Source organism: Actinomadura sp. WAC 06369 (genome assembly GCF_003947565.1).
Lineage (GTDB): Bacteria > Actinomycetota > Actinomycetes > Streptosporangiales > Streptosporangiaceae > Spirillospora > Spirillospora rifamycini.
The window spans coordinates 1-19,962 of record NZ_QHJN01000036.1; the positions used below are offsets into that span (position 1 = coordinate 1).

Annotated in this window: 22 protein-coding genes and 1 pseudogene; 10 read left to right on the forward strand and 13 right to left on the reverse strand. The window is 74.0% G+C overall.

Features of this window, described 5'->3' with window-relative positions:
* Window positions 1–170: 170 nt before the first annotated feature.
* Window positions 171–1,178, forward strand: a complete 1,008-nt coding sequence (locus tag DMH08_RS12470; protein ID WP_233617553.1) for an AI-2E family transporter — start codon at window positions 171–173, stop codon at window positions 1,176–1,178.
* Here the strand turns inward: DMH08_RS12470 and DMH08_RS12475 are convergent.
* The 4 genes from DMH08_RS12475 to DMH08_RS12490 form a co-directional block, all read right to left on the reverse strand.
* Window positions 1,138–1,959: an alpha/beta fold hydrolase gene (locus DMH08_RS12475; protein WP_125613896.1), complete on the reverse strand. Its 822-nt coding sequence runs from the start codon at window positions 1,957–1,959 to the stop codon at window positions 1,138–1,140. The genes DMH08_RS12470 and DMH08_RS12475 overlap by 41 nt on opposite strands.
* A 91-nt stretch (window positions 1,960–2,050) precedes the next feature.
* On the reverse strand, window positions 2,051–2,773 hold the full coding sequence (locus tag DMH08_RS12480) for an alpha/beta hydrolase (RefSeq protein WP_125613899.1): 723 nt from the start codon (window positions 2,771–2,773) through the stop codon (window positions 2,051–2,053).
* Between the two features lie 13 nt (window positions 2,774–2,786).
* Window positions 2,787–3,104 carry a hypothetical protein gene (locus tag DMH08_RS12485; RefSeq protein WP_026402488.1) on the reverse strand — a complete coding sequence of 106 codons (318 nt, stop codon included), beginning with the start codon at window positions 3,102–3,104 and terminating at the stop codon, window positions 2,787–2,789.
* A 23-nt stretch (window positions 3,105–3,127) separates the two neighbouring features.
* The gene (locus DMH08_RS12490) at window positions 3,128–4,699 is read right to left on the reverse strand and encodes a 3-hydroxyacyl-CoA dehydrogenase family protein (RefSeq protein ID WP_125613902.1); all 1,572 of its coding nucleotides are present in this window, start codon (window positions 4,697–4,699) and stop codon (window positions 3,128–3,130) included.
* Window positions 4,700–4,754: 55 nt separating this feature from the next.
* On the opposite strand from DMH08_RS12490, the gene DMH08_RS12495 reads away from it, so the two are divergent.
* On the forward strand, window positions 4,755–5,729 hold the full coding sequence (locus DMH08_RS12495) for an LLM class flavin-dependent oxidoreductase (protein ID WP_026402486.1): 975 nt from the start codon (window positions 4,755–4,757) through the stop codon (window positions 5,727–5,729).
* Window positions 5,730–5,787: 58 nt separating this feature from the next.
* Here DMH08_RS12495 and DMH08_RS12500 read toward each other — a convergent pair whose 3' ends face one another.
* The 3 genes from DMH08_RS12500 to DMH08_RS12510 all read right to left on the reverse strand — a co-directional run bounded on the left by DMH08_RS12500 (window position 5,788) and on the right by DMH08_RS12510 (window position 8,752).
* A complete protein-coding gene (locus DMH08_RS12500) occupies window positions 5,788–6,177 on the reverse strand; it encodes an SCO5389 family protein (protein ID WP_026402485.1) in 390 nt (129 codons plus the stop codon).
* Between the two features lie 104 nt (window positions 6,178–6,281).
* Window positions 6,282–6,479 carry a hypothetical protein gene (locus tag DMH08_RS12505; protein WP_125613904.1) on the reverse strand — a complete coding sequence of 66 codons (198 nt, stop codon included), beginning with the start codon at window positions 6,477–6,479 and terminating at the stop codon, window positions 6,282–6,284.
* A 131-nt stretch (window positions 6,480–6,610) separates the two neighbouring features.
* Complete coding sequence (locus DMH08_RS12510) at window positions 6,611–8,752, reverse strand: MMPL family transporter (protein ID WP_125613905.1); 2,142 nt, start codon at window positions 8,750–8,752, stop codon at window positions 6,611–6,613.
* A gap of 122 nt (window positions 8,753–8,874) precedes the next feature.
* Between DMH08_RS12510 and DMH08_RS12515 the strand changes: the two genes are divergently transcribed.
* The 5 genes from DMH08_RS12515 to DMH08_RS12535 all read left to right on the forward strand — a co-directional run bounded on the left by DMH08_RS12515 (window position 8,875) and on the right by DMH08_RS12535 (window position 12,873).
* A complete protein-coding gene (locus DMH08_RS12515) occupies window positions 8,875–9,483 on the forward strand; it encodes a TetR/AcrR family transcriptional regulator (RefSeq protein ID WP_026402482.1) in 609 nt (202 codons plus the stop codon).
* Window positions 9,484–9,524: 41 nt separating this feature from the next.
* Window positions 9,525–10,205 (forward strand): endonuclease NucS, encoded by a 681-nt coding sequence (nucS, locus tag DMH08_RS12520; RefSeq protein WP_026402481.1) that lies wholly within the window; start codon window positions 9,525–9,527, stop codon window positions 10,203–10,205.
* Between the two features lie 45 nt (window positions 10,206–10,250).
* A complete protein-coding gene (locus tag DMH08_RS12525; protein WP_125613908.1) occupies window positions 10,251–11,018 on the forward strand; it encodes a WD40 repeat domain-containing protein in 768 nt (255 codons plus the stop codon).
* 25 nt (window positions 11,019–11,043) lie between these two features.
* On the forward strand, window positions 11,044–12,336 hold the full coding sequence (locus DMH08_RS12530) for a preprotein translocase subunit SecY (RefSeq protein ID WP_158642297.1): 1,293 nt from the start codon (window positions 11,044–11,046) through the stop codon (window positions 12,334–12,336).
* A gap of 90 nt (window positions 12,337–12,426) precedes the next feature.
* On the forward strand, window positions 12,427–12,873 hold the full coding sequence (locus DMH08_RS12535) for a hypothetical protein (protein ID WP_034517843.1): 447 nt from the start codon (window positions 12,427–12,429) through the stop codon (window positions 12,871–12,873).
* Window positions 12,874–13,558: 685 nt separating this feature from the next.
* On the opposite strand, the gene DMH08_RS12540 is transcribed toward DMH08_RS12535, so the two are convergent.
* Complete coding sequence (locus DMH08_RS12540; protein ID WP_125613914.1) at window positions 13,559–14,446, reverse strand: LysR family transcriptional regulator; 888 nt, start codon at window positions 14,444–14,446, stop codon at window positions 13,559–13,561.
* A gap of 171 nt (window positions 14,447–14,617) precedes the next feature.
* On the opposite strand from DMH08_RS12540, the gene DMH08_RS12545 reads away from it, so the two are divergent.
* Window positions 14,618–15,067, forward strand: a complete 450-nt coding sequence (locus tag DMH08_RS12545) for a carboxymuconolactone decarboxylase family protein (RefSeq protein WP_233617554.1) — start codon at window positions 14,618–14,620, stop codon at window positions 15,065–15,067.
* A 108-nt stretch (window positions 15,068–15,175) separates the two neighbouring features.
* Here DMH08_RS12545 and DMH08_RS12550 read toward each other — a convergent pair whose 3' ends face one another.
* The 3 genes and pseudogenes from DMH08_RS12550 to DMH08_RS12560 form a co-directional block, all read right to left on the reverse strand.
* A complete protein-coding gene (locus tag DMH08_RS12550) occupies window positions 15,176–16,414 on the reverse strand; it encodes an RNA polymerase sigma factor (protein WP_125613919.1) in 1,239 nt (412 codons plus the stop codon).
* A complete protein-coding gene (locus tag DMH08_RS12555; RefSeq protein WP_125613921.1) occupies window positions 16,411–16,782 on the reverse strand; it encodes a YciI family protein in 372 nt (123 codons plus the stop codon). Before DMH08_RS12555 ends, DMH08_RS12550 begins: the two co-directional genes overlap by 4 nt.
* Before the next feature lie 44 nt (window positions 16,783–16,826).
* Window positions 16,827–17,477 (reverse strand): annotated as a pseudogene (locus DMH08_RS12560) (DUF998 domain-containing protein).
* Window positions 17,478–17,631: 154 nt separating this feature from the next.
* On the opposite strand from DMH08_RS12560, the gene DMH08_RS12565 reads away from it, so the two are divergent.
* Window positions 17,632–18,054, forward strand: a complete 423-nt coding sequence (locus tag DMH08_RS12565) for a hypothetical protein (RefSeq protein WP_125613924.1) — start codon at window positions 17,632–17,634, stop codon at window positions 18,052–18,054.
* A gap of 102 nt (window positions 18,055–18,156) precedes the next feature.
* Window positions 18,157–18,888: a maleylpyruvate isomerase family mycothiol-dependent enzyme gene (locus DMH08_RS12570; RefSeq protein WP_125613927.1), complete on the forward strand. Its 732-nt coding sequence runs from the start codon at window positions 18,157–18,159 to the stop codon at window positions 18,886–18,888.
* Here the strand turns inward: DMH08_RS12570 and DMH08_RS12575 are convergent, their stop codons facing one another.
* Together DMH08_RS12575 and DMH08_RS12580 are read right to left on the reverse strand one after the other, a co-directional pair.
* Window positions 18,889–19,068 (reverse strand): DUF397 domain-containing protein, encoded by a 180-nt coding sequence (locus DMH08_RS12575; protein ID WP_125613930.1) that lies wholly within the window; start codon window positions 19,066–19,068, stop codon window positions 18,889–18,891. It abuts the gene before it with no gap.
* The gene (locus tag DMH08_RS12580) at window positions 19,028–19,879 is read right to left on the reverse strand and encodes a helix-turn-helix domain-containing protein (protein WP_158642298.1); all 852 of its coding nucleotides are present in this window, start codon (window positions 19,877–19,879) and stop codon (window positions 19,028–19,030) included. Before DMH08_RS12580 ends, DMH08_RS12575 begins: the two co-directional genes overlap by 41 nt.
* Window positions 19,880–19,962 lie beyond the last annotated feature (83 nt).

The window sequence follows — 19,962 nt, forward strand, 5'->3', positions numbered from 1 at the left end:
GATCCGCGTTCCTCGACCGGCCGAAGCGGTTTCCGATCGCCGCGGCGACATCCGTATTAGCGGCGCCCGCAGCCCCGCGACCGGATTCCGGCGGACGCGCGAGTGACGGGGTTCGACGGCGGTTCCCGTTCGGGCGGCCGGGGCAGCCGCTCGGCCGGCACCACCCGTTCGTGTTCGGGTTCACCGCGGCCCTCGGCGTGATCACGGCGTGGATGCTGGTGCAGGCGGCGACGAGCGCGCGGTCGACGATCGTGATGATCGTCGTGGCGCTGTTCCTCGCGATCGGGCTGAATCCGGCGGTGGAGCGGCTGAGGCGGATCGGGCTCCCCCGGGGGCTGGCGGTCGGGGCGGTGTTCTTCGGGGTCCTGCTGTTCTTCGCGGGCTTCGTCGCGTCGCTGGTGCAGCCGGTGACCGAGCAGGTCAACGAACTCCGGGAGAGCATCCCGCAGTTCGTCGAGCAACTCCAGAACAACGACCAGCTCGTCGAATGGGACAAGCGGTACGGGCTGCTGGAGCGGGCCGAGACGTTCGTGAACGGCGAGGACTTCCAGAAGCAGGTCACGGACGCGGCCACGGGAATCGGCCGGGTCGCCATAAACGGTGTGGTCCAGACCGTGACCATTCTGATCCTGACGCTGTACTTCCTGGGGTCGCTGCCGCAGATCAAGACGTTCTTCTACAAGCTCGCCCCGCGGACGCGGCGCGCGCGCGTGGCGCTGCTCGGCGACGAGATCCTGGACCGGATCGGCGGGTACGTCGCGGGCCAGTTCATGATCGGGTTCATCGCGGGCGCGGCGTCGTACGTCTTCCTGTCGATCGTGGGGGTGAAGTACGCGCTGGCGCTGTCGCTGATCGTGGCGGTGACGGCGCTGATCCCGCTGGTGGGCGCGACGATCGGCGCGGTGGTGGTGTGCCTGATCGCGTTCCTGACGGGGTCGCTGACGGACGTGATCGCCTGCGTGGTCTTCTACGTCGCGTACCAGCAGGTGGAGAACTACCTGATCTATCCGCGGGTGATGAAGCGGACGGTGGACGTCCAGCCGGCGGTGACGATCGTGGCGGCGCTGGTGGGGGCGGCGCTGCTCGGGGTGGTGGGGGCGCTGCTGGCGATCCCGACGGCCGCGGCGGTGTCGCTGCTCATCCGCGAGGTCGTCCTGCCCCGTCAGGAGACTCTTTAGCCGTCCGGGCGAGGGCGGCGGTGAACTCGGCGACGGCCTGGTTGAACAGGTCGGGCTGCTCGACGGCGCACAGGTGCCCGGCGCGGGGGATGACGAGGAGTTCGGAGTCGGGGGCTGCGTCGGCCATGGCGCGGGCGTCGGCTTCGGTGGCGAGGGCGTCCTCGTCGCCGACCATGACGAGGGTGGGGACGCGCAGCTCGCGGAGGGTGGCGAAGGAGTCGGGGCGGGCGGCCATGGCGCGCTGCGCCCAGGCGGCGGCGCGCGCCGGGGTGGCCTGGACGAGCCCGCGGACGCGCCCGTAGACGAGGGCGCGCTGCCGCATGGTGGTGGGGCCGACGAGGCCGGGGAGCACCTCGTCGATGAGCACCTGGACGCCGCCGCCGTCGAGGGCCTCGGCCTGCCGGAGCCGGTTCGCGCGGACGGCGTCGGTGTCGGCGGACGCGCGGGTGGCGGCGAGGACGAGCCCGAGGACGAGGTCGGGGTGGCGGCGGCAGAGCGCCATGGCGACGTAGCCGCCCATGGACAGACCGCCGACGACGGCGCGGCGGACGCCCTGGGCGCGGAACATGCGGGCGACGTCGTCGGCCATCGCGTCGATGGACGGTTCGCCGGTGCCGAGCAGGGACCCGCCGAAGCCGCGCAGGTCGGGGGTGATGATGCGGAACCGTCCGGCGAGGCCCTGCCGCTGCTCGAGCCACATCGCGGACGAGAGGGGGAAGGCGTGCAGCAGGACCAGCGGCATGCCGGAACCGACGTCTCTGGCGTAGAGCTGCACGGTCATGCGGGTTCCTCACCTCGGGTCGGGTTCCCGGTAATGGGTACCCGCATCGCGCCCGAGATGATCAGGTCTGGCCGTCATCGGCCGCTCGCGATTACGCGGCGGGGCCGTCCCATTCGGTGGGCAGCGGGTGGGCGGCGGGCGCGACGCGGCGGACGATCTCGTTGAGCACGGTGCGCACGTAGGGTTCGCCGACCCACAGGTGCTTGGCCTTGTCGACGCCGACGACCTCTGCCTGCGGGACGCGCTTGAACCGTTCGCGGGCCTCGTCGGGGCGGAGGTAGTCGTCGAACTCGGGGACGAGCGCGAGGACGGGGCGTCCGTCGGCGCCCCACGCGTCGAGGTCGGCGTCGGTCGCGCGGTGCAGCGGGGGCGACAGCAGGATCGCGCCCTCGACGAGCGGGTCGCGGCCCCACTTGAGCGCGAGTTCGGTGCCGAACGACCAGCCGAGCAGCCAGGGGCGGGGCAGGTCGTGGTACTCGGTGTACTCGAGGGCGGCGGCGACGTCGAACCGCTCGGTCTCGCCCTCGCCGAACTCGCCCTGGCTGGTGCCGCGCGCCGAGGCGGTGCCGCGGGTGTTGAACCGCAGGACGGCGAGGTCGGCGAGCGCGGGCAGCCGGTAGGACGCCTTGCGCAGGACGTGGCTGTCCATCATGCCTTCGGCGGTGGGCAGCGGGTGCAGGCAGACGAGGGTGGCCGCCGGGGGGTTCTCGGGGGGCAGCGCGAGTTCGCCGACGAGTTCGAGCCCGTCGGAGGTGTGCAGGGTGATGTCCTCGCGGCGCGCCGGCAGGACGGTCGCGGCCCGGATCTCCGCCATCGGTCTCCTTCGGTCAGTGGCGCGGGGCGTTGCGGCTCCGCTGGACGCGGGGCGAGCGGCGGGTGCGGGCCCGCCAGCAGGGGCGGTGCCAGTGCCGCCGGTCGTCGGCGCCGCCGCGCTCGTCGGCGGGCCAGGCGACGACGTGCCCGACGCCGGGCGGGATCTCCTGGTCGCAGCCGGGGCAGCGGTACGGTTTGGCCGCGTTCGTCCCGGCGACGTTGCGGACGATCCAGGTGCCGTCCGGCCCGTCCTCGGTGTCCTGAGCCCACATGCCGCCGCCGCCCCGCGGCGCGGGTCCGGGGGCGGAGCGGCGGTTCTTGCGGGGGCTCATGCTTTCCAGGGTAGGGCCGGGTGTCAGCGGAGCGGACGCCCGGCGGTGACGTGCTCGACGAGCAGGGGGGTCGGGGCGAGGGCGGGTTCGCGCGTTTCGGCGTGCAGGGCGCGCAGGGCGCCGACGGCGCGGTCGAGGCCGAGCCGGTCGAGGTCGGCGATGGGGCCGGTGGGGTAGCCGCAGCCGAGCGTCATGGCGGCGTCGATCGCGTCGGGGCCGGCGTATCCGGCGCCGAGCATGGCGGCGGCGTCGTTGAGGTAGGGGAAGCGGAGCGCGTCGACGATGAATCCGGCGCGGTCGCGGCAGCGGACGGTGGTGAGGCCGAGGGCGGCGAGGAGCGCGGCGGCGCGGTCGGCGGTGCCGGGGGCGGTCGCGACGGTCGCGGCGATCTCGGCGAGGTCGCCGTCGGGTTCGGGGAGGCGGAGCCCGACGACGTCGCCGGGGCGTCCGGACGCGACGGCGTGCTCGACGGCCTGCCCGGCGGCGGAGGTGACGGCGAGGACGGTGCCGTCCTTGAGGTTCGCGGTCGCTTCGGCGAGGAGGGCGCGTCCGGTCTCGGCGTCCTGCGCGGCCTCGACGACGAGGTCGCAGTCGGCGAGCCCGTCGGCGGACGTCCGGACCTGCGCGCCCGCGCGGTCGGCGCGGGCGGCGACGGCGTCGGCGAGCGGGCCGGTGCCGAGGACGCCGACGACGGGTGCGGCGGCCGCGCGGGCGTCCGCGGCGGGGGCGGCGGGGTTCGCGTGGTCGTAGAAGCCGCGGCCGGTCTTGCGGCCGAGCAGCCCGGCGGTGACGAGTTCGCGGAGCAGCGGGGAGGGGGCGTGGCGGCGGTCGCGGGACTCGGCGTAGATCGCCTCGAGGACCTCGAGGCAGGTGTCGAGGCCGATGAGGTCCATGAGGGTGAACGGGCCCATCGGCAGCCCGGCGCCGGCGGTCATCGCGGTGTCGATGTCGTCGCGGGTGGCGTGCCCGGACTCGAGCATGCCGGCCGCCTGGTTGAGGTAGCCGAACAGGAGGCGGTTCGCGACGAACCCGGCGCGGTCGCCGATGCTGACGGGCGTCTTGCCGAGGCTCTGGACGAGCGCCGCGACGCGCTCGGCGGCCTGCGGCTCGGTGCGGACGGTGCGGATGACCTCGACCAGCTTCATCACCGGCGCGGGGTTGAAGAAGTGCACGCCGACGATCTTGTCGGGGCGTCCGGTGGTGACGGCGATGTCGGTGACCGACAGGGACGAGGTGTTGGTGGCGAGGACGGCGTCGGCGCGGCACACGCGGTCGAGTTCGGCGAACACGGTCCGCTTGAGGTCGAGCCGCTCGGGGACGGCCTCGATGACGAGGTCGCAGTCGCCGAGGTCGGCGAAGTCGGTGGACAGCGCGATCCGGTCGAGGATCTCGCGCTGCGCGTCCTCGGTCAGCCGGCCGCGCTTGACCGCGCGTCCGGTCGAGGACTCCAGGTGCCCGCGCCCGCGCGCCAGCGCGTCCGCGTTGATCTCGATGCCGACGACCGCGAGGCCGCCGCGGGCCAGCACCTCGGCGATGCCCGCGCCCATGGTGCCCAGTCCGACGACCCCGACCTTGCTGAACGAACCACTCGTCATGGTTCGCAGTCTGGCAGAGGGCTCCGCCGGGGCCGATGCCGGGTACGACCGGGACGTGCGCTTCGGAATCTTCCTTCTCGCCGCCCGCTTCCCCGGCCAGGACGACGCCGCCGCCCTGGCCCGGACGGTCGACGCGGCCGTCGCCGCGGAACGGGCCGGCTTCGACGACGTGTGGCTGGCCGAGCACCATTTCATGACGTACGGGGTCGTGCCGTCCGCGACGGTCATGGCCGGGCATCTGCTGGGGGTGACGCGGCGGATCCATGTGGGGACGGCCGTGAGCGTGCTGTCCACGCAGCACCCGGTGGCGCTCGCGGAGCAGGCGGCGCTGCTGTCGCTGGTGTCGGGCGGCCGGTTCCGGCTCGGTGTCGGGCGCGGCGGCCCGTGGCGGGACCTGGAGGTGTTCGGGACCGGGCTCCCCCGCTACGAGGGCGGCTTCGCCGAGTCGCTCGATCTCCTGCTGGAGTGGCTCCGCTCGGAGCGGGTGGCGTGGGACGGCGAGCACTTCCGATTCCGCGAGGTGCCGGTCGTCCCGCGCGCGCTCGCCCCGCCGCCGGTGGCGGTGGCTTGCACGTCGCGCGAGACCGAGCGGCTGGCGGCGTCCCGCGGGCTGCCGATGCTGCTGGGCATGCACGTGGGCGACGCGGAGAAGGCCGCGGCGGTCGAGCGCCACGGCGTCCCGGACGTCCCGCACGTCTCGGTGCACCTCGCGCAGGTCGCGGACACGCGGGACGAGGCGGTGGGGCTGCTGCTCGACGGGATGCCGCCGTGGCTCGGGCCCGGTCTGGACGGGTACGTCCCGGTGGACGATCGTCCGCGCCCGTCCCGCGACCCGGTGGGCTACACGCGCCGCATGTGCGACCTGCACCCGGTGGGGTCCCCGGACGACTGCGCGGCGGCGCTCGCCGCCACCGCGGAGCGCACCGGCATCGACCACGTCGTCCTGCTCGTCGAGGCCGCCGGCTCGCACCGCGCGACGCTGGAGAACATCGCGCGCCTCGGCGCCGAGGTCCTCCCCCGCCTCCGCTGAGCGCGGACGGCCCCGCCCGACGCGGGTCGGGCGGGGCCGCCGCGGCGGGGCCTCGGCCTCAGCAGTCGCGCAGTTCCGGCGACTGGTTGAGGATCTGCTCGCGCGCGGTGACGAACGCGGCGAGCGCCGCCGGGTCGCCGTCCGCGGGGAACACGGCGACGCGGTGGCAGTTCTGGAACGCGAGTTTCACGCCGTAGTAGCGCTCCAGGGCGCCGCGCATGGCGTCGCTGGCGAGGACGCGCAGCAGCTGGCCGCGCGCCTGCTCGTCCGGCGGCGGCGTCAGGTTGTCGGCGAAGTCGCCGCCGTCGACCTGGAGCCGCGCCACCAGGCCGCTGACCATCTCCCACGCGTACGGGAGGGACGTCCTGATGCATTCGACGAACGCGGCGTCGTCGACCTCGCCGCGCCGGGCCGTCTCGAGGAGTTCCGGGGTCACGTCAAGGGACATTCTGGGGTCCTTTCGCAGACGGATGACACCGGTGCTCGACGCTAATCACGCGTTCCGGCAATTTCCAGGCTTGACAGCGGCCCTGACTTGCGCGTGCCGGACGATCAGCGCGCGGGCGCCGTGCCGCCGCGGCGGGGCGCGGCGGCGCGCGGCCTGCGGATCCGGCCGGGGACCGGCATCCGGTCCGCCCAGTACTCGCGGGCCCGGCGCGCCGCCCGTCCGGCGCGGGCGGCGTCGCCCTCGGCCCGCATGTCCCGCGCCCGCTCCCGCATGAGCGCGTACATGATGTCGTTGTGGTACACGACGTTCCCTCCGTCCGCCGGGCCGCGTGTCCGGCCCGACATCCAAAAGGTTCGTCCTAAGGCGCCCGCCCCCGCATCGGCACGACGCCTTACTTCCGCACCACCGGACGCCTTAGCCGCGTCCCGGCCCCTTACGGCCGGGACGCGTACTCCGCGGACGGCGTCGCGCGCGCCTGCTCCGGGTCCGCGGCCTCCAGGTCGGCGCCCTCCAGGTCCATGCGCGGGACGATCCGGTCGAGCGGGCGCGGGAACCACCAGGCGGCGCGGCCGAGCAGCGCCATGGCGGCGGGCACGAGGCCCATCCGGACGACGAACGCGTCGACGGCGACGCCGACCGCGAGCGCGAACCCCATCGCCTGGACGATCGGGTCGGGCGAGGCGACGAACCCGCCGAACACCGCGATCATGATGAGCGCGGCGGCCGTCACGACGCGGGCGCCGCCGGCGAACCCCGAGACGACGGCCGTGCGGGCGTCCGCGCCCTTCGCGTACTCCTCGCGCATCCGCGACACCAGGAACACCTGGTAGTCCATGGCGAGGCCGAACAGCACGCCGATCAGCAGGATCGGCAGGAAGCTCGCGACCGGCCCGACCTTGTTGACCGGGACGAGGCCGGCGAGCCACCCCCACTGGTAGACCGCGACGACGGCGCCGAGGGACGCGGCGACGCTGAGCAGGAAGCCCGCGACGGCCTTGAGCGGGACGAGCACCGAGCGGAACGCGAGGGTCAGCAGGGCCAGCGAGATCACGGTGATGACGGCGAGGAACGGCGGGAGCGCGTCGCCCAGCTTCCGGGAGACGTCGATGTTCGCGGCGGTCGTGCCGGTGACGGCGACGCCCGGTTCGGCCCGCATCGCCTCGACGAGGTCCTCGGTGGCCGCGGTGTCGGGGCCGTGCTCGGGGATGACGGTGACCGCGGCGGTGCGTCCGTCCGGTGAGGCGCCGGGCGGCAGGACGGCCGCGACGCCGGGCAGCGCGGAGATGTGCGCGACCGCCCGCCGCGCCGCGTCGGGGCCGCCGTCCACGACGGCGATCAGCGGGCCGTTGAAGCCGGGCCCGAACCCCTCGGCCGTCAGGTCGTCGGCCTGGCGGGCGGTGGTGCTCGCGGGGAAGGAGCCGGCGCCGGGCAGGCCGAGCCGCAGGTCCTGCGCGGGGACGGCGAGGACGCCGACGAGCGCGAGGCCGCCGAGCAGGACGGGCACCGGGCGGCGCACGACGAGCCGCGCCCAGCGCGCGCCGAGCCCGGCGCCGTCCGGGGCGCCCCCGCGCAGCCCGGGGACGCGGAACCGGGTGACGGCGCGGCCCGCGAAGCCGAGCAGCGCGGGCAGCAGGGTGACGGCGGCGAGCACCGCGACGACCACCGCGCCGGCCGCCGACAGGCCCATCACGGTGAGGAACGGGACGCCCGCGACGGCGAGCCCGGCGAGGGCGACCACGACGGTGGCGCCCGCGAACACGACGGCGCCGCCCGCCGTGCCGACGGCGAGCGCGGCGGCGTCCTCGGGGTCGAGCCCGGCGGCGAGGTTCTGCCGGTGCCGGGACAGCACGAACAGCGCGTAGTCGATCCCGACGGCCATCCCGATCATCAGGGCGAGCACCGGCGCGGTCGAGATGATCTCCAGCGGTCCGGTGAGCGCGTACAGCCCGGCCATTCCGGCGCCGACGCCGGCGAGCGCGCTGAGCAGCGGCAGCCCGGCGGCGACCAGCGAGCCGAACGTGATCAGCAGGACGACGACCGCGACGCCGACGCCGATGGCCTCGCCGGCCCCGCCGACCTCGACCGCCGGCATGAAGGCGTCCCCGCCGAACTCCACGCGCAGGTCACCGGACGAGGCCCGCGCCGCGTCCCGCACCGCTTCGCGGGGCGCCTCCCCGAGGTCGTCGACGCGGCGGTCGAACACGACCTGCACGATCGCGATGCGCCCGTCCGGCGAGACCGCCCGCGCGGCGAACGGGTCGACGGCCTCCGCGACGTCCGGGACCCGCCCGACCGCCTGGACGACCGGGCGGACGTCGCGCGGGTCGAGCCGTTCGCCGTGGGGCGCCGCGACGACGACGCGTCCGGAGGCGTTCGCGTACTCGGGGAGGGTCCCGGCGATGCGGTCGAGGGTCTGCTGGGCCTCGGTGCCGGGGACGCGGTACTCCTCGCTCACCTGCCCCGAGTAGGCGGCGGCCGCGCCGCCGAGCGCGGCGAGCAGCGCGAGCCAGCACGCGAGCACGGCGGCGCGCCGCCGGTAGGCGAGGCGCCCCAGCCGGTGCAGCAGGTTCGTCATGCGGTCGTCCCCCTTGAACGTCGGTGGTCCCGCCGCAGACTGTACGTGCGACTTAGTCACTCGAACAAGTCGGATGACAAGGTGAGCGACGCCACGTCCCCGGGCGTCGGTAACCTTGGGCCATGGCGCACGTCCCCGCCGCCGAGCGGCGTCCCCAGCTCGTCGAGGCGGCCATCGACCTGATGGCGCGCAAGGGCGTCGAGGCCGGCAGCACGCGGGCCATCGCCGCCGAACTGGGCGTCGCGCAGGCGACCGTCCACTACACGTTCGGCACCAAGCGCGACCTGTACGGCGCGATCGTCGAGCGGCTCGCCGGCGAGATGGTCGACCGGGTGTGCGCCGCCGCGCCCGCCGAGGCCGCGCCGGGCGCGGCGGGGTTCGCGACGTCCGTCCGGATCATGGCGCGGGCGCTGTGGGACGCCTACGCCGAGCGGCCCGGACGGTTCCGCGTGTTCGACGAGCTGACCGTCATCGGCTCCCGCGACCCCGACATCCGGGAGGCGCTGCGCGAGCACCAGCTCGCCATGGAGCGCACCGCCGCCGACCTGGTCACCGGCCTCGCCGCGGAGACCGGCGTCGCCCTCGCCACCGACGCCGACGCCCTCGCCCGGTTCTTCCTCAACGGCTTCGACGGCCTGGTCGAGCGGCACCTGATCAGCGACGACGGCACGCACGAGGGCGACCTCGACCGGCTGATCGCCGCGGTGATCCACCTGGCCGTGCACGGCTGAACCGGGCGCCCGCACCCGCCGTCCGCACTAAGCTCGGGCGGGTGCGTCTCGTCATCGCCCGCTGCAGCGTCGATTACGCCGGCAAGCTCACCGCCCATCTCCCGATGGCCCCCCGCCTGGTCCTGATCAAGGCGGACGGGAGCGTGAGCATCCATGCCGACGATCGCGCCTACAAGCCGCTGAACTGGATGAACCCGCCCTGCTCCCTGCGCGAGGAGCCGTACACCGAGAACGGCGCCGTCGCGCGCTGGACGGTCACGCACGGCAAGTCGGGCGAGCGGCTGATCCTCACGATCGAGGAGTTCCTGCACGACAGCAGCCACGAGCTCGGGCTGGACCCGGGCCTGCGCAAGGACGGCGTCGAGGCCCACCTCCAGGAGCTCCTCGCCGAGCACATCACCACCCTCGGCGACGGCTACACGCTCATCCGGCGCGAGTTCCCGACCGCGATCGGCCCGGTCGACATCCTCTGCCGGGACGCCGACAGCGCCACGGTCGCGGTCGAGATCAAGCGCCGCGGCGAGATCGACGGCGTCGAGCAGCTCACCCGCTACCTCGAACTCCTCAACCGCGACCCGCACCTCGCGCCCGTCCGCGGGGTGTTCGCCGCGCAGGAGATCAAGCCGCAGGCGCGCGTCCTCGCCACCGACCGCGGCATCCACTGCGTGACGCTCGACTACGACGCGCTCCGCGGCATCGAGCACGAGGGCACCCTCTTCTAGGGCCGCGCGCCGCTTCACCAGAAAGACACCTTCGTTCGCCAGGCTGTGCGCCGACGCGCACGCGGACGAACGGGGTGGACGGATGACGGACCGGGTCGGCCTGCGCGGCGCGCGGGCGGCGGCGACGCCGCGATCCGGCTGTGGGATCCCCGGACCGGCGCCCTGCTGCGCACGTTCGGCGGGCCCCGCACGTCCGTGGCGTCGCTGTGCCTGAGCGCCGACGGGACCCGGCTCCTGTCCGGCGACCACTCGGGCGAAGTGCGGCTGTGGGACACCGGCACCGGCGAGTGCCTGCGGGTCCTGCCCGACAATTACGCGCTGCTCGACCCCGACCGGTGGTCGCCGGACTTCCGCGGCTGCACCCGCATCGCCCTGCCCGGCGGCGGCACCCTGCCGGACGACGTCGTCATGGGCGGCGCGCACGTCCGGTTCGGGCCCGGCGAGCGGTCCGCGGTGGTCGGCGGCGTCGACGGCATCGTCCGCATCTGGGACCTCGGCACGGGCGCGGTCGTCCACGCGATGGACTGCGCCGGCGGGGCGCGCGGGCTCGTGCCGGACGCCGTCCGGATCGAGGCCGTCGCGGTCGCGGGCGACCGGCTCGCCGTGTCGGCCCACTGGGACGGCGTCCACGTGTGGGACGTCTCCGGCGGCGGGCATCTCCGGATTCTCGGCGAAGGGGACCACGCCTCCTGCGTCGCGGCGCCCGCCGACGGCCGGTTCGTGGTCGCGGGCCACCGCGACGGCGCCGTCCGGGTGTGGGAACTCGACTGGGAGCCGTCACCGCGCGTTCACCCGGGCGGGACTGACACCTAAAGAACAATCGTGTACAAGTAAGCGGGTGAGGGCCCTCCTGCGCACCCCCCGCGTGCGGACGAAACTGCTCGTCACGGTCGTGGCCGTGCTGCTCTACCGGATCGGGCAGAACGCGCCGAGCCCCGGCGCGGACGTCGCGGCGCTCCGCGACGCCGCCGCCGCGGCCGTCCGCGACGACCCGGTGTACGCGCTGTTCGACCTGCTGACCGGCGGCGCGCTGCTGCACCTCTCCGTCCTCGGCCTCGGCGTGCTCCCGCACGTCGCCGCCGCCGTCACGATGGGTCTCCTCACCGGCGCCGTGCCCCGCCTGCGGGCGCTCGCCGCCGAGCCCGGCGGCGCCGCCCGGATCCGCCGGTACACCGATGTCCTCGCCGTCGCGGCCGGCGCCGCGATGGGCACCGCCGCGGCCGCCGCGGCCTCCCGGGGACGCCTCCCCGGCGGGGACGTCCTGACCGGCGCGGGCCCCGCCGCCGTCGCGGCGTCCCTGACGGCCGGGACGGCGGTCACCGTGCTCCTGCTCCGGCTGATCGACGCACGTGGATTCGGCCACGGCCTCGCCCTCCTGTTCTTCACGCAGGTCAGCGCCGTCTTCCCCCGCCTCCTGGCGGACGTGCGGGACACCGGGGGCACCGGCGCGTTCGCCGCCGCGCTCGCCGTCGTCCTGCTCACGGCCCTGCTCACCGTCGCCGCGCTGACCGTCCTCACGCAGGCCGAACGGCGGGTGCCCGTCCAGTACGCCCGCCGGATGGTCGGCGTCCGCGCGCCCCGCGGCGGGAAGGTCCACATCCCCGTCCCGCTCCACCGCACCGGGCTCCGCGCGGTGCTGATCGCCCTCGCCGTCCTGCACGTGCCCGCGCTCGCCGCCCGCCTCTGGCCGGGCGGCGGGCTTCCCGACGGCCTCTGGACGGCGCCCCTGCACGGCAGCGCCTGGTTCCTGCTCGCCCTGTTCACGCTCGCCGTCCTCGCGAGGTCCGCCTCCTCGCTGGGGACCCTGGACGTCGCCGGCACCGCGAACCGGCTCGCGCGCGAAGGCGCGTTCGTCCCCGGGATCCGCCCCGGACGCCCGACCGCCGACTACCTCGCGTACGTGCGGTCACGCGTCGGCTTCACCGCACCGCTCGTCCTCGGGCTCCTCGCCGTGCTGCCGCACGCCGCGCTCGCCCTCCTCGGCGTCGGCGCGCCGCACCTCGGCACGTCCGTCCTGATCGTTCTCGGCGCCGGGCTCGGCACCGCCACCCGGACCGTGCGGCAGGCCGTGGCCGAACAGAAAATGCACGAATACGCGCCCTGCCTTCGGACGGGTTCCGCCGAGAACTGAATTGTTCGGCGAACGGACCGGAGGCGTTAACGCGAAGCGCCGTCCCTGCTGCGAAACTGCGACCGTCCGACCAATCGAAAGGGTCCCCCCATGTCCCGCAAGATCCGGGCGGCCGCGGCGTGTCTGCCCGTCCTGACTATGGCCGCGGCCTGCCCGAACGAGCCCCTGAACGCGCTGTGGCAGATCCAGCCGGGCATGACCGTCTACATCGACGGATGGGACCAGGACAACGAGGTGGGCGACCAGGCATTGGTCGAGCAGAAGACCTCGCAGATGTGGGTGATCCCCCGGGACGCGGAATTCCGCAACTCCCGGAGCAACGGCTTCACCGTCGAAGTGCAGCTCGACCGCAGGCGCGGTTTCGTCGTCACCGACCTGGGCGGCGTCCGCGTCGGACGCGACCACGACTACTGCCTCGAAGAGGGCGAGACGTACGTGACCCTGGACGTCCGCCCCGAGACCCTCCGCTGGGAGCCCGCCCCGGACGACGTCGACGTCAGCGGCGACGACTGCGTCCTCGACCCCGCCGGCGACTGACCCGCCACGGGCCCGGTCGTGCCGAGGTTGCCGAGTGAAGCCCTCCGGCTCCTCCGCGACTGCGCCTGCCGCTTCTGGGACGACCGCGGCACCGGGGGGACGCCGATCCCGCCACGGTCACGATCGGCCGCTCCCTCGTCGCGTCCTTCGAGTTCCGCCTGTGCACCGACGTGGAGCACGAGGTGAATTCCGGCTGGGACCACGACTGGGACGGCCCGCCGTTCAACGGCGCCGAGGAGGAGGACGGGGACGAGGTGACCGCCCCGGCCGCCGAAGCCGCCCGCGCGGCGATCGACGCCGACCCCGGTGACCCGCTGGTGCCGATCCACCTCGGCCACGCCCTCACCTGGCTCGGCGACCGCGACGGGGCGACCGCCGCCTACCGCGAGGCACTGCGCCGCGACCCGGGCGACGGCCTCGCCGGAACCCGCCTCGAACAGCTCGACGCGGAGGTCCCGCGCTTTCCCGCGCCGGAGCCGCGCCCGTGTCGCCGCGCGGCCTGGACGTCCAATGGGTCGACCGCCACGACGAGCGCGTCCGCACGCCCGAGGGGCCCGAGCACGTCGTCGTCCCGGGCACGAAGGTCAAGGCGCGCCTCGCGTCGGGCGCCCGGATCACCGCCCGCAAGGGCACGGGCCCGCAGCCCGCAGCGCCCTACGCCGTCGCCTGGCGCCCGTCCGGTCGGTCAGGGGCGGGGGCCGAGGTCGCGGATGGTTCCGGCGAGGGCGCGGACGGCGTCGTTCTCGGCCTCACGGCGCCAGACCAGCGCGTACGACAGGGGCGGCGTGTCCGGCAGGGGCAGCCACCGGATGTGCGGCATGGACCAGTACTTCGTGACGTGGGCGGGAAAGCCGTGGACGATCTCGCCCGTGCTGACCAGGTGGATGAGGTCGTCGCCGTTGGTGACGATCTGGCTGCGCTCGATGGGACGGCCCCGCGGCGTCTGGAACGGCAGGTAGCGGTCCTCCCAGTAGTCCGGCATGGCGGGGGCGGTGGCGTGCCGGCGCCCGGCGAGCGCCTCCAGCGGCACCGACGAGCGCGAGGCCAGTTCGTCCTCGGCGGACACGGCGAGCAGCCGCGCATCGGTGAACAGGACCGGGCCCACCGCCAGGTCGGGTTCCTCCACGGGCAGCCACACGATCAGGGCGTCCAGCTCACCGGCGCGGAGCCGCGCGAACGGGTCGGTGAACGGGGCGCGGCGGATCTGCAGCCGCCACTGCGGGTGCCGGGAGCGGAAGGCGTCCCAGAAGGGGTGCAGGTCGGCGGTGTTGAACGGCAGCATGCCGACGCGCAGGACGGCGGTGACGCCGCGGGCGGCCAGCCGGGCGCGTTCCAGGCCGTCGAGCAGGCTCGCGTAGACGGGCCGGAGGTCGTCGTGGAGCTGGCGGCCCAGCGCGGTCAGGCGGATCCGGCGGCGGTTGGAGCGGTCGAACAGCCGCCCGCCCAGGTGGCGCTCCTGCCGCGCGATCGCCTGGCTGACCCGCGCCTGGGACACGTGGAGGCGGTCGGCGGTGCGCCCGAAGTGCAGCTCCTCGGCCAGCGTCAGGAAGATCTCGATGTCACGCAGCTCCACCGGCGTCCCTCTCGGGTCATAACCCCTGCGTTATCGGCATGTGCGCGAAGTTTACGTTGATCGCGGCCCGCGCCCCGACGAAGGTTGGTGATGCCGCCGGCGGCTCTTCACCGACCCGCCCCTTCGGGGGCCGTGCCACCCCCGCGAAAGGACCCGACAATGCAAGCGCGCATGACCAATCCCGCCTTCGTGCTGCCCGACGGCATGAAGGGCATCGGCGCCATCTTCAAGGCCGTGAACCAGGGCGGTATCTCCCACGAACTGCAGGAGATCGTCGGCCTGCGCGCCAGCCAGATCAACGGCTGCTCGGCGTGCGTCCACGCCCACCACGCCAACCTGGTGAAGGCCGGGGAGTCCGCCGAGCGGATCGCCGCGGTCGCCGCGTGGCGGGAGGCGCCGTTCTTCGACGACGCCGAGCGGGCGGCGCTGGAGCTGACCGAGGCGGTCACCCGGCTCGCCGACCGCTCCGGCGACGCCGTGGACGGCGAACTGTGGGACCGGGTCGCCGACCATTTCGACGAGAAGCAGCTCGCCGCGCTCATCCTGCTGATCGGCGTGACGAACATGTTCAACCGTCTCAACGCGTCCATCAAGGAGCCCGCCGGCACCTCCTGGACCTGACCCGGCGCGGCACCGAGCCCGGCGGCCGCTCCGCCCGGGCCGGTGCCGCTCCCCCGCCCGTCCCCTTCGGAGCGGCACGCGGTCACCGCGGGCCGGCGTCCCTGCCGCTCAGCCGAGGCCGTCGGCCTTGCCGAGCAGGTAGCGCTTCTCGACCTCGTTCCCGGTCAGGTCGGCCGCCCGGCGGTAGAGGTCGGCCGCGCGCGCGGTGTCGCCGGTCATCTGGAGCAGGTGGGCGCGGACCGCGTGCTCGCGCTGCACGGCGAGCGGATCCAGGTCCAGGCGGTGGCGCCGGACCAGGTCGTCCAGGAGCGCCAGGCCGCGGGCCGGACCGTAGGCGTGCGCGACCGCCACCACGCGGCTGAGCCGGACCGGCGCCGTAGGAGTGAGCCGTTCGAGCCACAGATACAGCACGGCGATCTGGGCCCATTCGGTTTCGTCGGGCGAGGACGCCGCGGCGTGCACGGCGGCGATGGCGGCCTGGATCTGGTAGGGCCCCGGCCGGTCGCGGTTCCAGACGCCGTCGATGAGGGCGGTGCCCTCGGCGATCAGGTCGCGGTCCCACCGGGTGCGGTCCTGCTCGTGCAGGGGGACCAGGTCGCCGCCGTCGGTGCGGGCGGTGCGCCTGGACTCGGTGAGCAGCATCAGCGCCAGCAGACCGGTCGCCTCGGCGTCGCCGGGCAGCGCGGCGCACAGCATGCGGGTCAGCCGGATCGCCTCGCGGGTCAGGTCGACCCGGGCGAGCCGGTCGCCGGCGGTGGCGGTGTAGCCCTCGTTGAAGACCAGGTAGAGCACCCGCATCACGGCGGCGATGCGTCCGTCGCGGTCGGCGTCGGTGGGCGGCGCGAAGCGCGCTCCGGCGCGGGCCAGCCGCTGCTTGGCGCGGCTGATCCGGGCGCCCATGGTGGACTCGGTCGTCCCGTGGGCGCGGGCGATCTCGGCTGTGGTCAGGCCGCCGACCGCCCGCAGCGTGAGCGCCACCTGGGAGGCTGGCTCCAGCGCGGGATGGCAGCACAGCAGCAGCAGGGTCAGGCTGTCGTCGGTCTCGCGGACGGGGCCCGCCCGGCGCTCGGGTGCCTGCATCGCCGACTCGGCCGCGCCGACCTCCCGCTCGCGGCGGTGGCGGGCCTGGTCGGAGCGGATCAGGTCGACCATGCGCCGGTACCCGACACGGATGAGCCAGCTCCGCGGATTCTCCGGGACTCCCTCGTCCGGCCAACTGCGGCTCGCGGCCAGCAGCGCCTCCTGCACCGCGTCCTCGGCGACGTCGAACCGGCCGAAGCGGCGGACGAGCGCGCCGAGCACCTGCGGCGCCTCGGTGCGCAGCAGGTGCTCGAGCTCCCGGTTCACGCCCCGAAGTCCTCGCCCATGATCGGGCGGATCTCGATCGGTTCGCCGAGCGCCTCGACGATGCGCGCGGCGATCTCGACGGCGCGCTCCCGGCCCGTCACGTCGATCACGGCGAAGCTGGCCAGGACCTCCTTCAGCTCGGCGAAGGGGCCGTCGGTGGCGACCACCGTGCCGCCGTCGCGGCGGACGGTGGTGCTGACCGCCGGATGCCCCAGGCCCTCGCTGGTCACGAACTCACCGGACGCGATCAACTCCTCCTCCAGCTTCCGGTAGGTCGCGAACGCGGCCAGCGCCTCTTCCGAGGGGACGTCGGCGGTGGCGGCGTCCCACGCGTCGACCGGGGTGTAGGCGAGTAGCAGGTACTTCATCGTGAATCCTTCGATCGGTCGTCGCGGGCAACGTTACGGTCGCGTCAGGCGGCGGCCCGCCGCAGCCACACCGCGAGCACGGTCGTCCAGGTAAAGGCGACCGCGCCGTTCACCGCGATCTGGATGCTCATGTAGGCGGGCGTCATCGGCACCAGCAGCACCAGCGCGGCGACACCGCTCAGCACGGCGGGAGCCGGGGCCCGGCGGCGGGCGCACCGGACGGCCAGCACGATCGCCGCGACGGCCAGCGCGGCGAACGCCACCGCCGCGGCGGCCGAGTGCGCGACGCCGTGCCAGGACATCTGCGCGACCGGCCCCTCGGGGGTGCCGGCCGGGAAGCCCTTTTCGGGGTCCATGGTGAAGACCCCAGCCGCCACCAGCCCGGCGCCGAAGACGCCTACCAGGATCGGCAGCGCCCGCCGTCCGAGCCCCTCGGTGAGCGTGCGCCGGGCGCCGGCGGCCAGCCCCAGCGCGCCCGCCCCCGCCAGGACGAAGGTGAGGATCTAAATCCACCCCAGGTCGCCGGTGGACAGCTGGCTGATGGGGTGCCGGGTGATGTCGAAGCCCTCGCGGGTGAGCATCTGCGCGATCGCCGAGGCGAAGAAGAGCGGCCCGGCCAGCGCTCCCGCGAGCAGCAGGCGCCCGGACGTCCGAACGGTCTCGCGGACGGGAACGGCGGCGGTGGTGGCGGTCATGTCGTTCTCCCTTTCGGTGGGTTCTCGCTCGCTACCTCGGACCCGGGCCGGGGTTCTTGACGCCACCCGACTGTGATTCAGATCACATCACCCAGGCGTCAAAGCCCGGCAGACCGCTCCGAGGTACCGGCGAGCAACCGCACAGGAGGACGACATGATCGAGAACCAGCAGCCCAGCCCCGCAGTGAAGGCCCTCGACCGTCTGGTCGGCACCTGGAAGGTCACCGGCGGCGCGGAGGGCACCGTCCGCTACGAGTGGATGCCCGGCCGGTTCTTCCTGGTCCAGCACGTCGAGCTCACCCAGTTCGGCGAGCCCGTCACCGGCATGGAAGTCATCGGCAACCTGCGCCCGTTCGGCGAGCCGACCGGGGCGGACGTGGTGTCGCGGTACTACGACTCGGCGGGCAACACCTTCGACTACGTCTACGAACTGGAGGGCGACAAGCTGACCATCTGGGCCGGAGCCAAGGGCAGCCCGGCCTACTACGAGGGCACCTTCGACGCCGACGGCACCACGCTCACCGGCGCGTGGGTCTACCCCGGCGGCGGGTACGCCTCCACTTCGACCCGCATTTGATCGCGATTCCCGGACAGGGCGGCACCGCGCCCGGCGCCCGACCCGCACGGGCCGGTGCCGCTCCCCTGGCCGAACCGAACCCGGTTCGGTACCGTGGCGGCCATGGACGTCTTCGACGATCTGGCCGCGGAGTTCGATCAGCTCGACGAGGTCCTCACGGGCCTGGACGCCCCCGCCTGGGACCGTCCGTCCGCGTGCGCGGGATGGTCGATCGCCGACGTGGTGATCCACCTGGCCCAGACCAACGAACTCGTGCTCGCCTCCGCCGCCGGACGCGACTCGGTGTTCGACCGCGAACCCGGCGTCGCCCTGGACGACACGGTGGACCGGCTCGTCGCGGACGACCGCGGCGCACCGCCCGAAGCCCTGCACGCCCGCTGGCGGACCTCGGCGCACGCGTCGCTCGACGCGCTGCGGGACTGCGCCCCCGGGACGAAGCTGCTGTGGGCGGCCGCGCCTCTCTCGCCCCGGACGCTCGCCACGACGCGGATCGCCGAACACTGGGCGCACGCGCTCGACATCACCGGCCCGCTCGGCGCCGCCTACCCCGACACCTCACGGCTGCGGCACATCGCCTGGCTCGCCCACCGCACCCTCCCGTACGCGCTGGCCGCGGCGGGCGAGCAGGCCGCGCCCGTCCGGTGCGAGCTGACCGCCCCCGACGGCGACCGCTGGGAGTTCGGCGACCCGGAAGCCGAGTCGGTGATCCGCGGGCCCGCGTCCGAGTTCTGCCGCGTCGGCGCCCGCCGCCTCCCCGCCGAACGATCGACGCTGGTCACGGAAGGCCCGGACGCCGCCCTCGCCCTCCGCCACCTGCGGAACTACGCGCTCTGACTACCGCTTCAGCTCGTCCAGCAACGCCCGGAACGCGGCGACCCCGAGCACGAGATGCCCACCCTCAGGCTCCTTGCTGTCCCGCACCCCGATTCCACCGGGCAAGGGGGCGACTTCCACGCACTGAGCGGACGTTCCTTCAGCGGATCGACTCGATTTCCGCCATACGGGAGCGCTCATGTTCCAAAGCCTCCATGGCTCGATGGATCGTCTTTGCCGTGGAGTCTACGGGCAGGGCCTTTGCTCCGATGCGGTCAAAGCGCACCCGCAGGCCACGCGCGGCCTCCACGTCCATGACGAGCCGACCGCCGGTCGCAGCCTCGATGTAGCCGACCTCGCCCTCTCGCACGGTGATGACCTTGAAGGAGCCGTCCAGCCCTTCAGAGGCGCCCGATTGCCGGGGGACGATGCGCATGGTGACGGTCGGCCGCTCGGCCAACTCAAGAAGGTGGGCCAGCTGGCCGAGCATGATCTCTGTCCCGCCCACCGGCCACGTGAGGATGTTTTCCGTCAACAGCACCCAGAGTTCCGGCGGGTCGGTGGTCGCCAATCGCTGTTGCCGTCCGAGGCGTTCGGTGATCGCCTTCTCCACGTCCGCGTCGGCATTTCGCCCGGCCAGCAGAAGAGCGCGGGCATACTCAGGCGTTTGAAGCAAGACGGGGACCGTTTGGCCGTCGAACATTTGGATGCGGGAGGCACGCGCCTCGAACTGCGTGTAGTTCGAGAGCCACTGCGGGTCGGGCGCCAGGCGGGCGTACCAGAGGGCCACGGTGAAGAAAGGGCCCAGCCGCCACTCTTTGTCCAGCTTCGCGGCCTGCTTGTCCTGGAGGCGCGCCTCTCCCGTCTCCAGTCTGGAAATCGTGGCGCGCGAGCAGTTGAGCAGCTTGGCCACCGCGTCGCCGGAGAGGCTGCGCTCGATGCGTTGATAGCGCAGCTGGTAGGCGATCCACGCCCACATGCTGGTCATCGGGTCGGGGGGTTCGTTCGTCATCCGGCGTGACCTTTCAAGATCAGCAGATTTGCGGGTCTTGCGGGGGCACGCGACAACGCTAAGCCGCCGAGCGCACTCTGTCA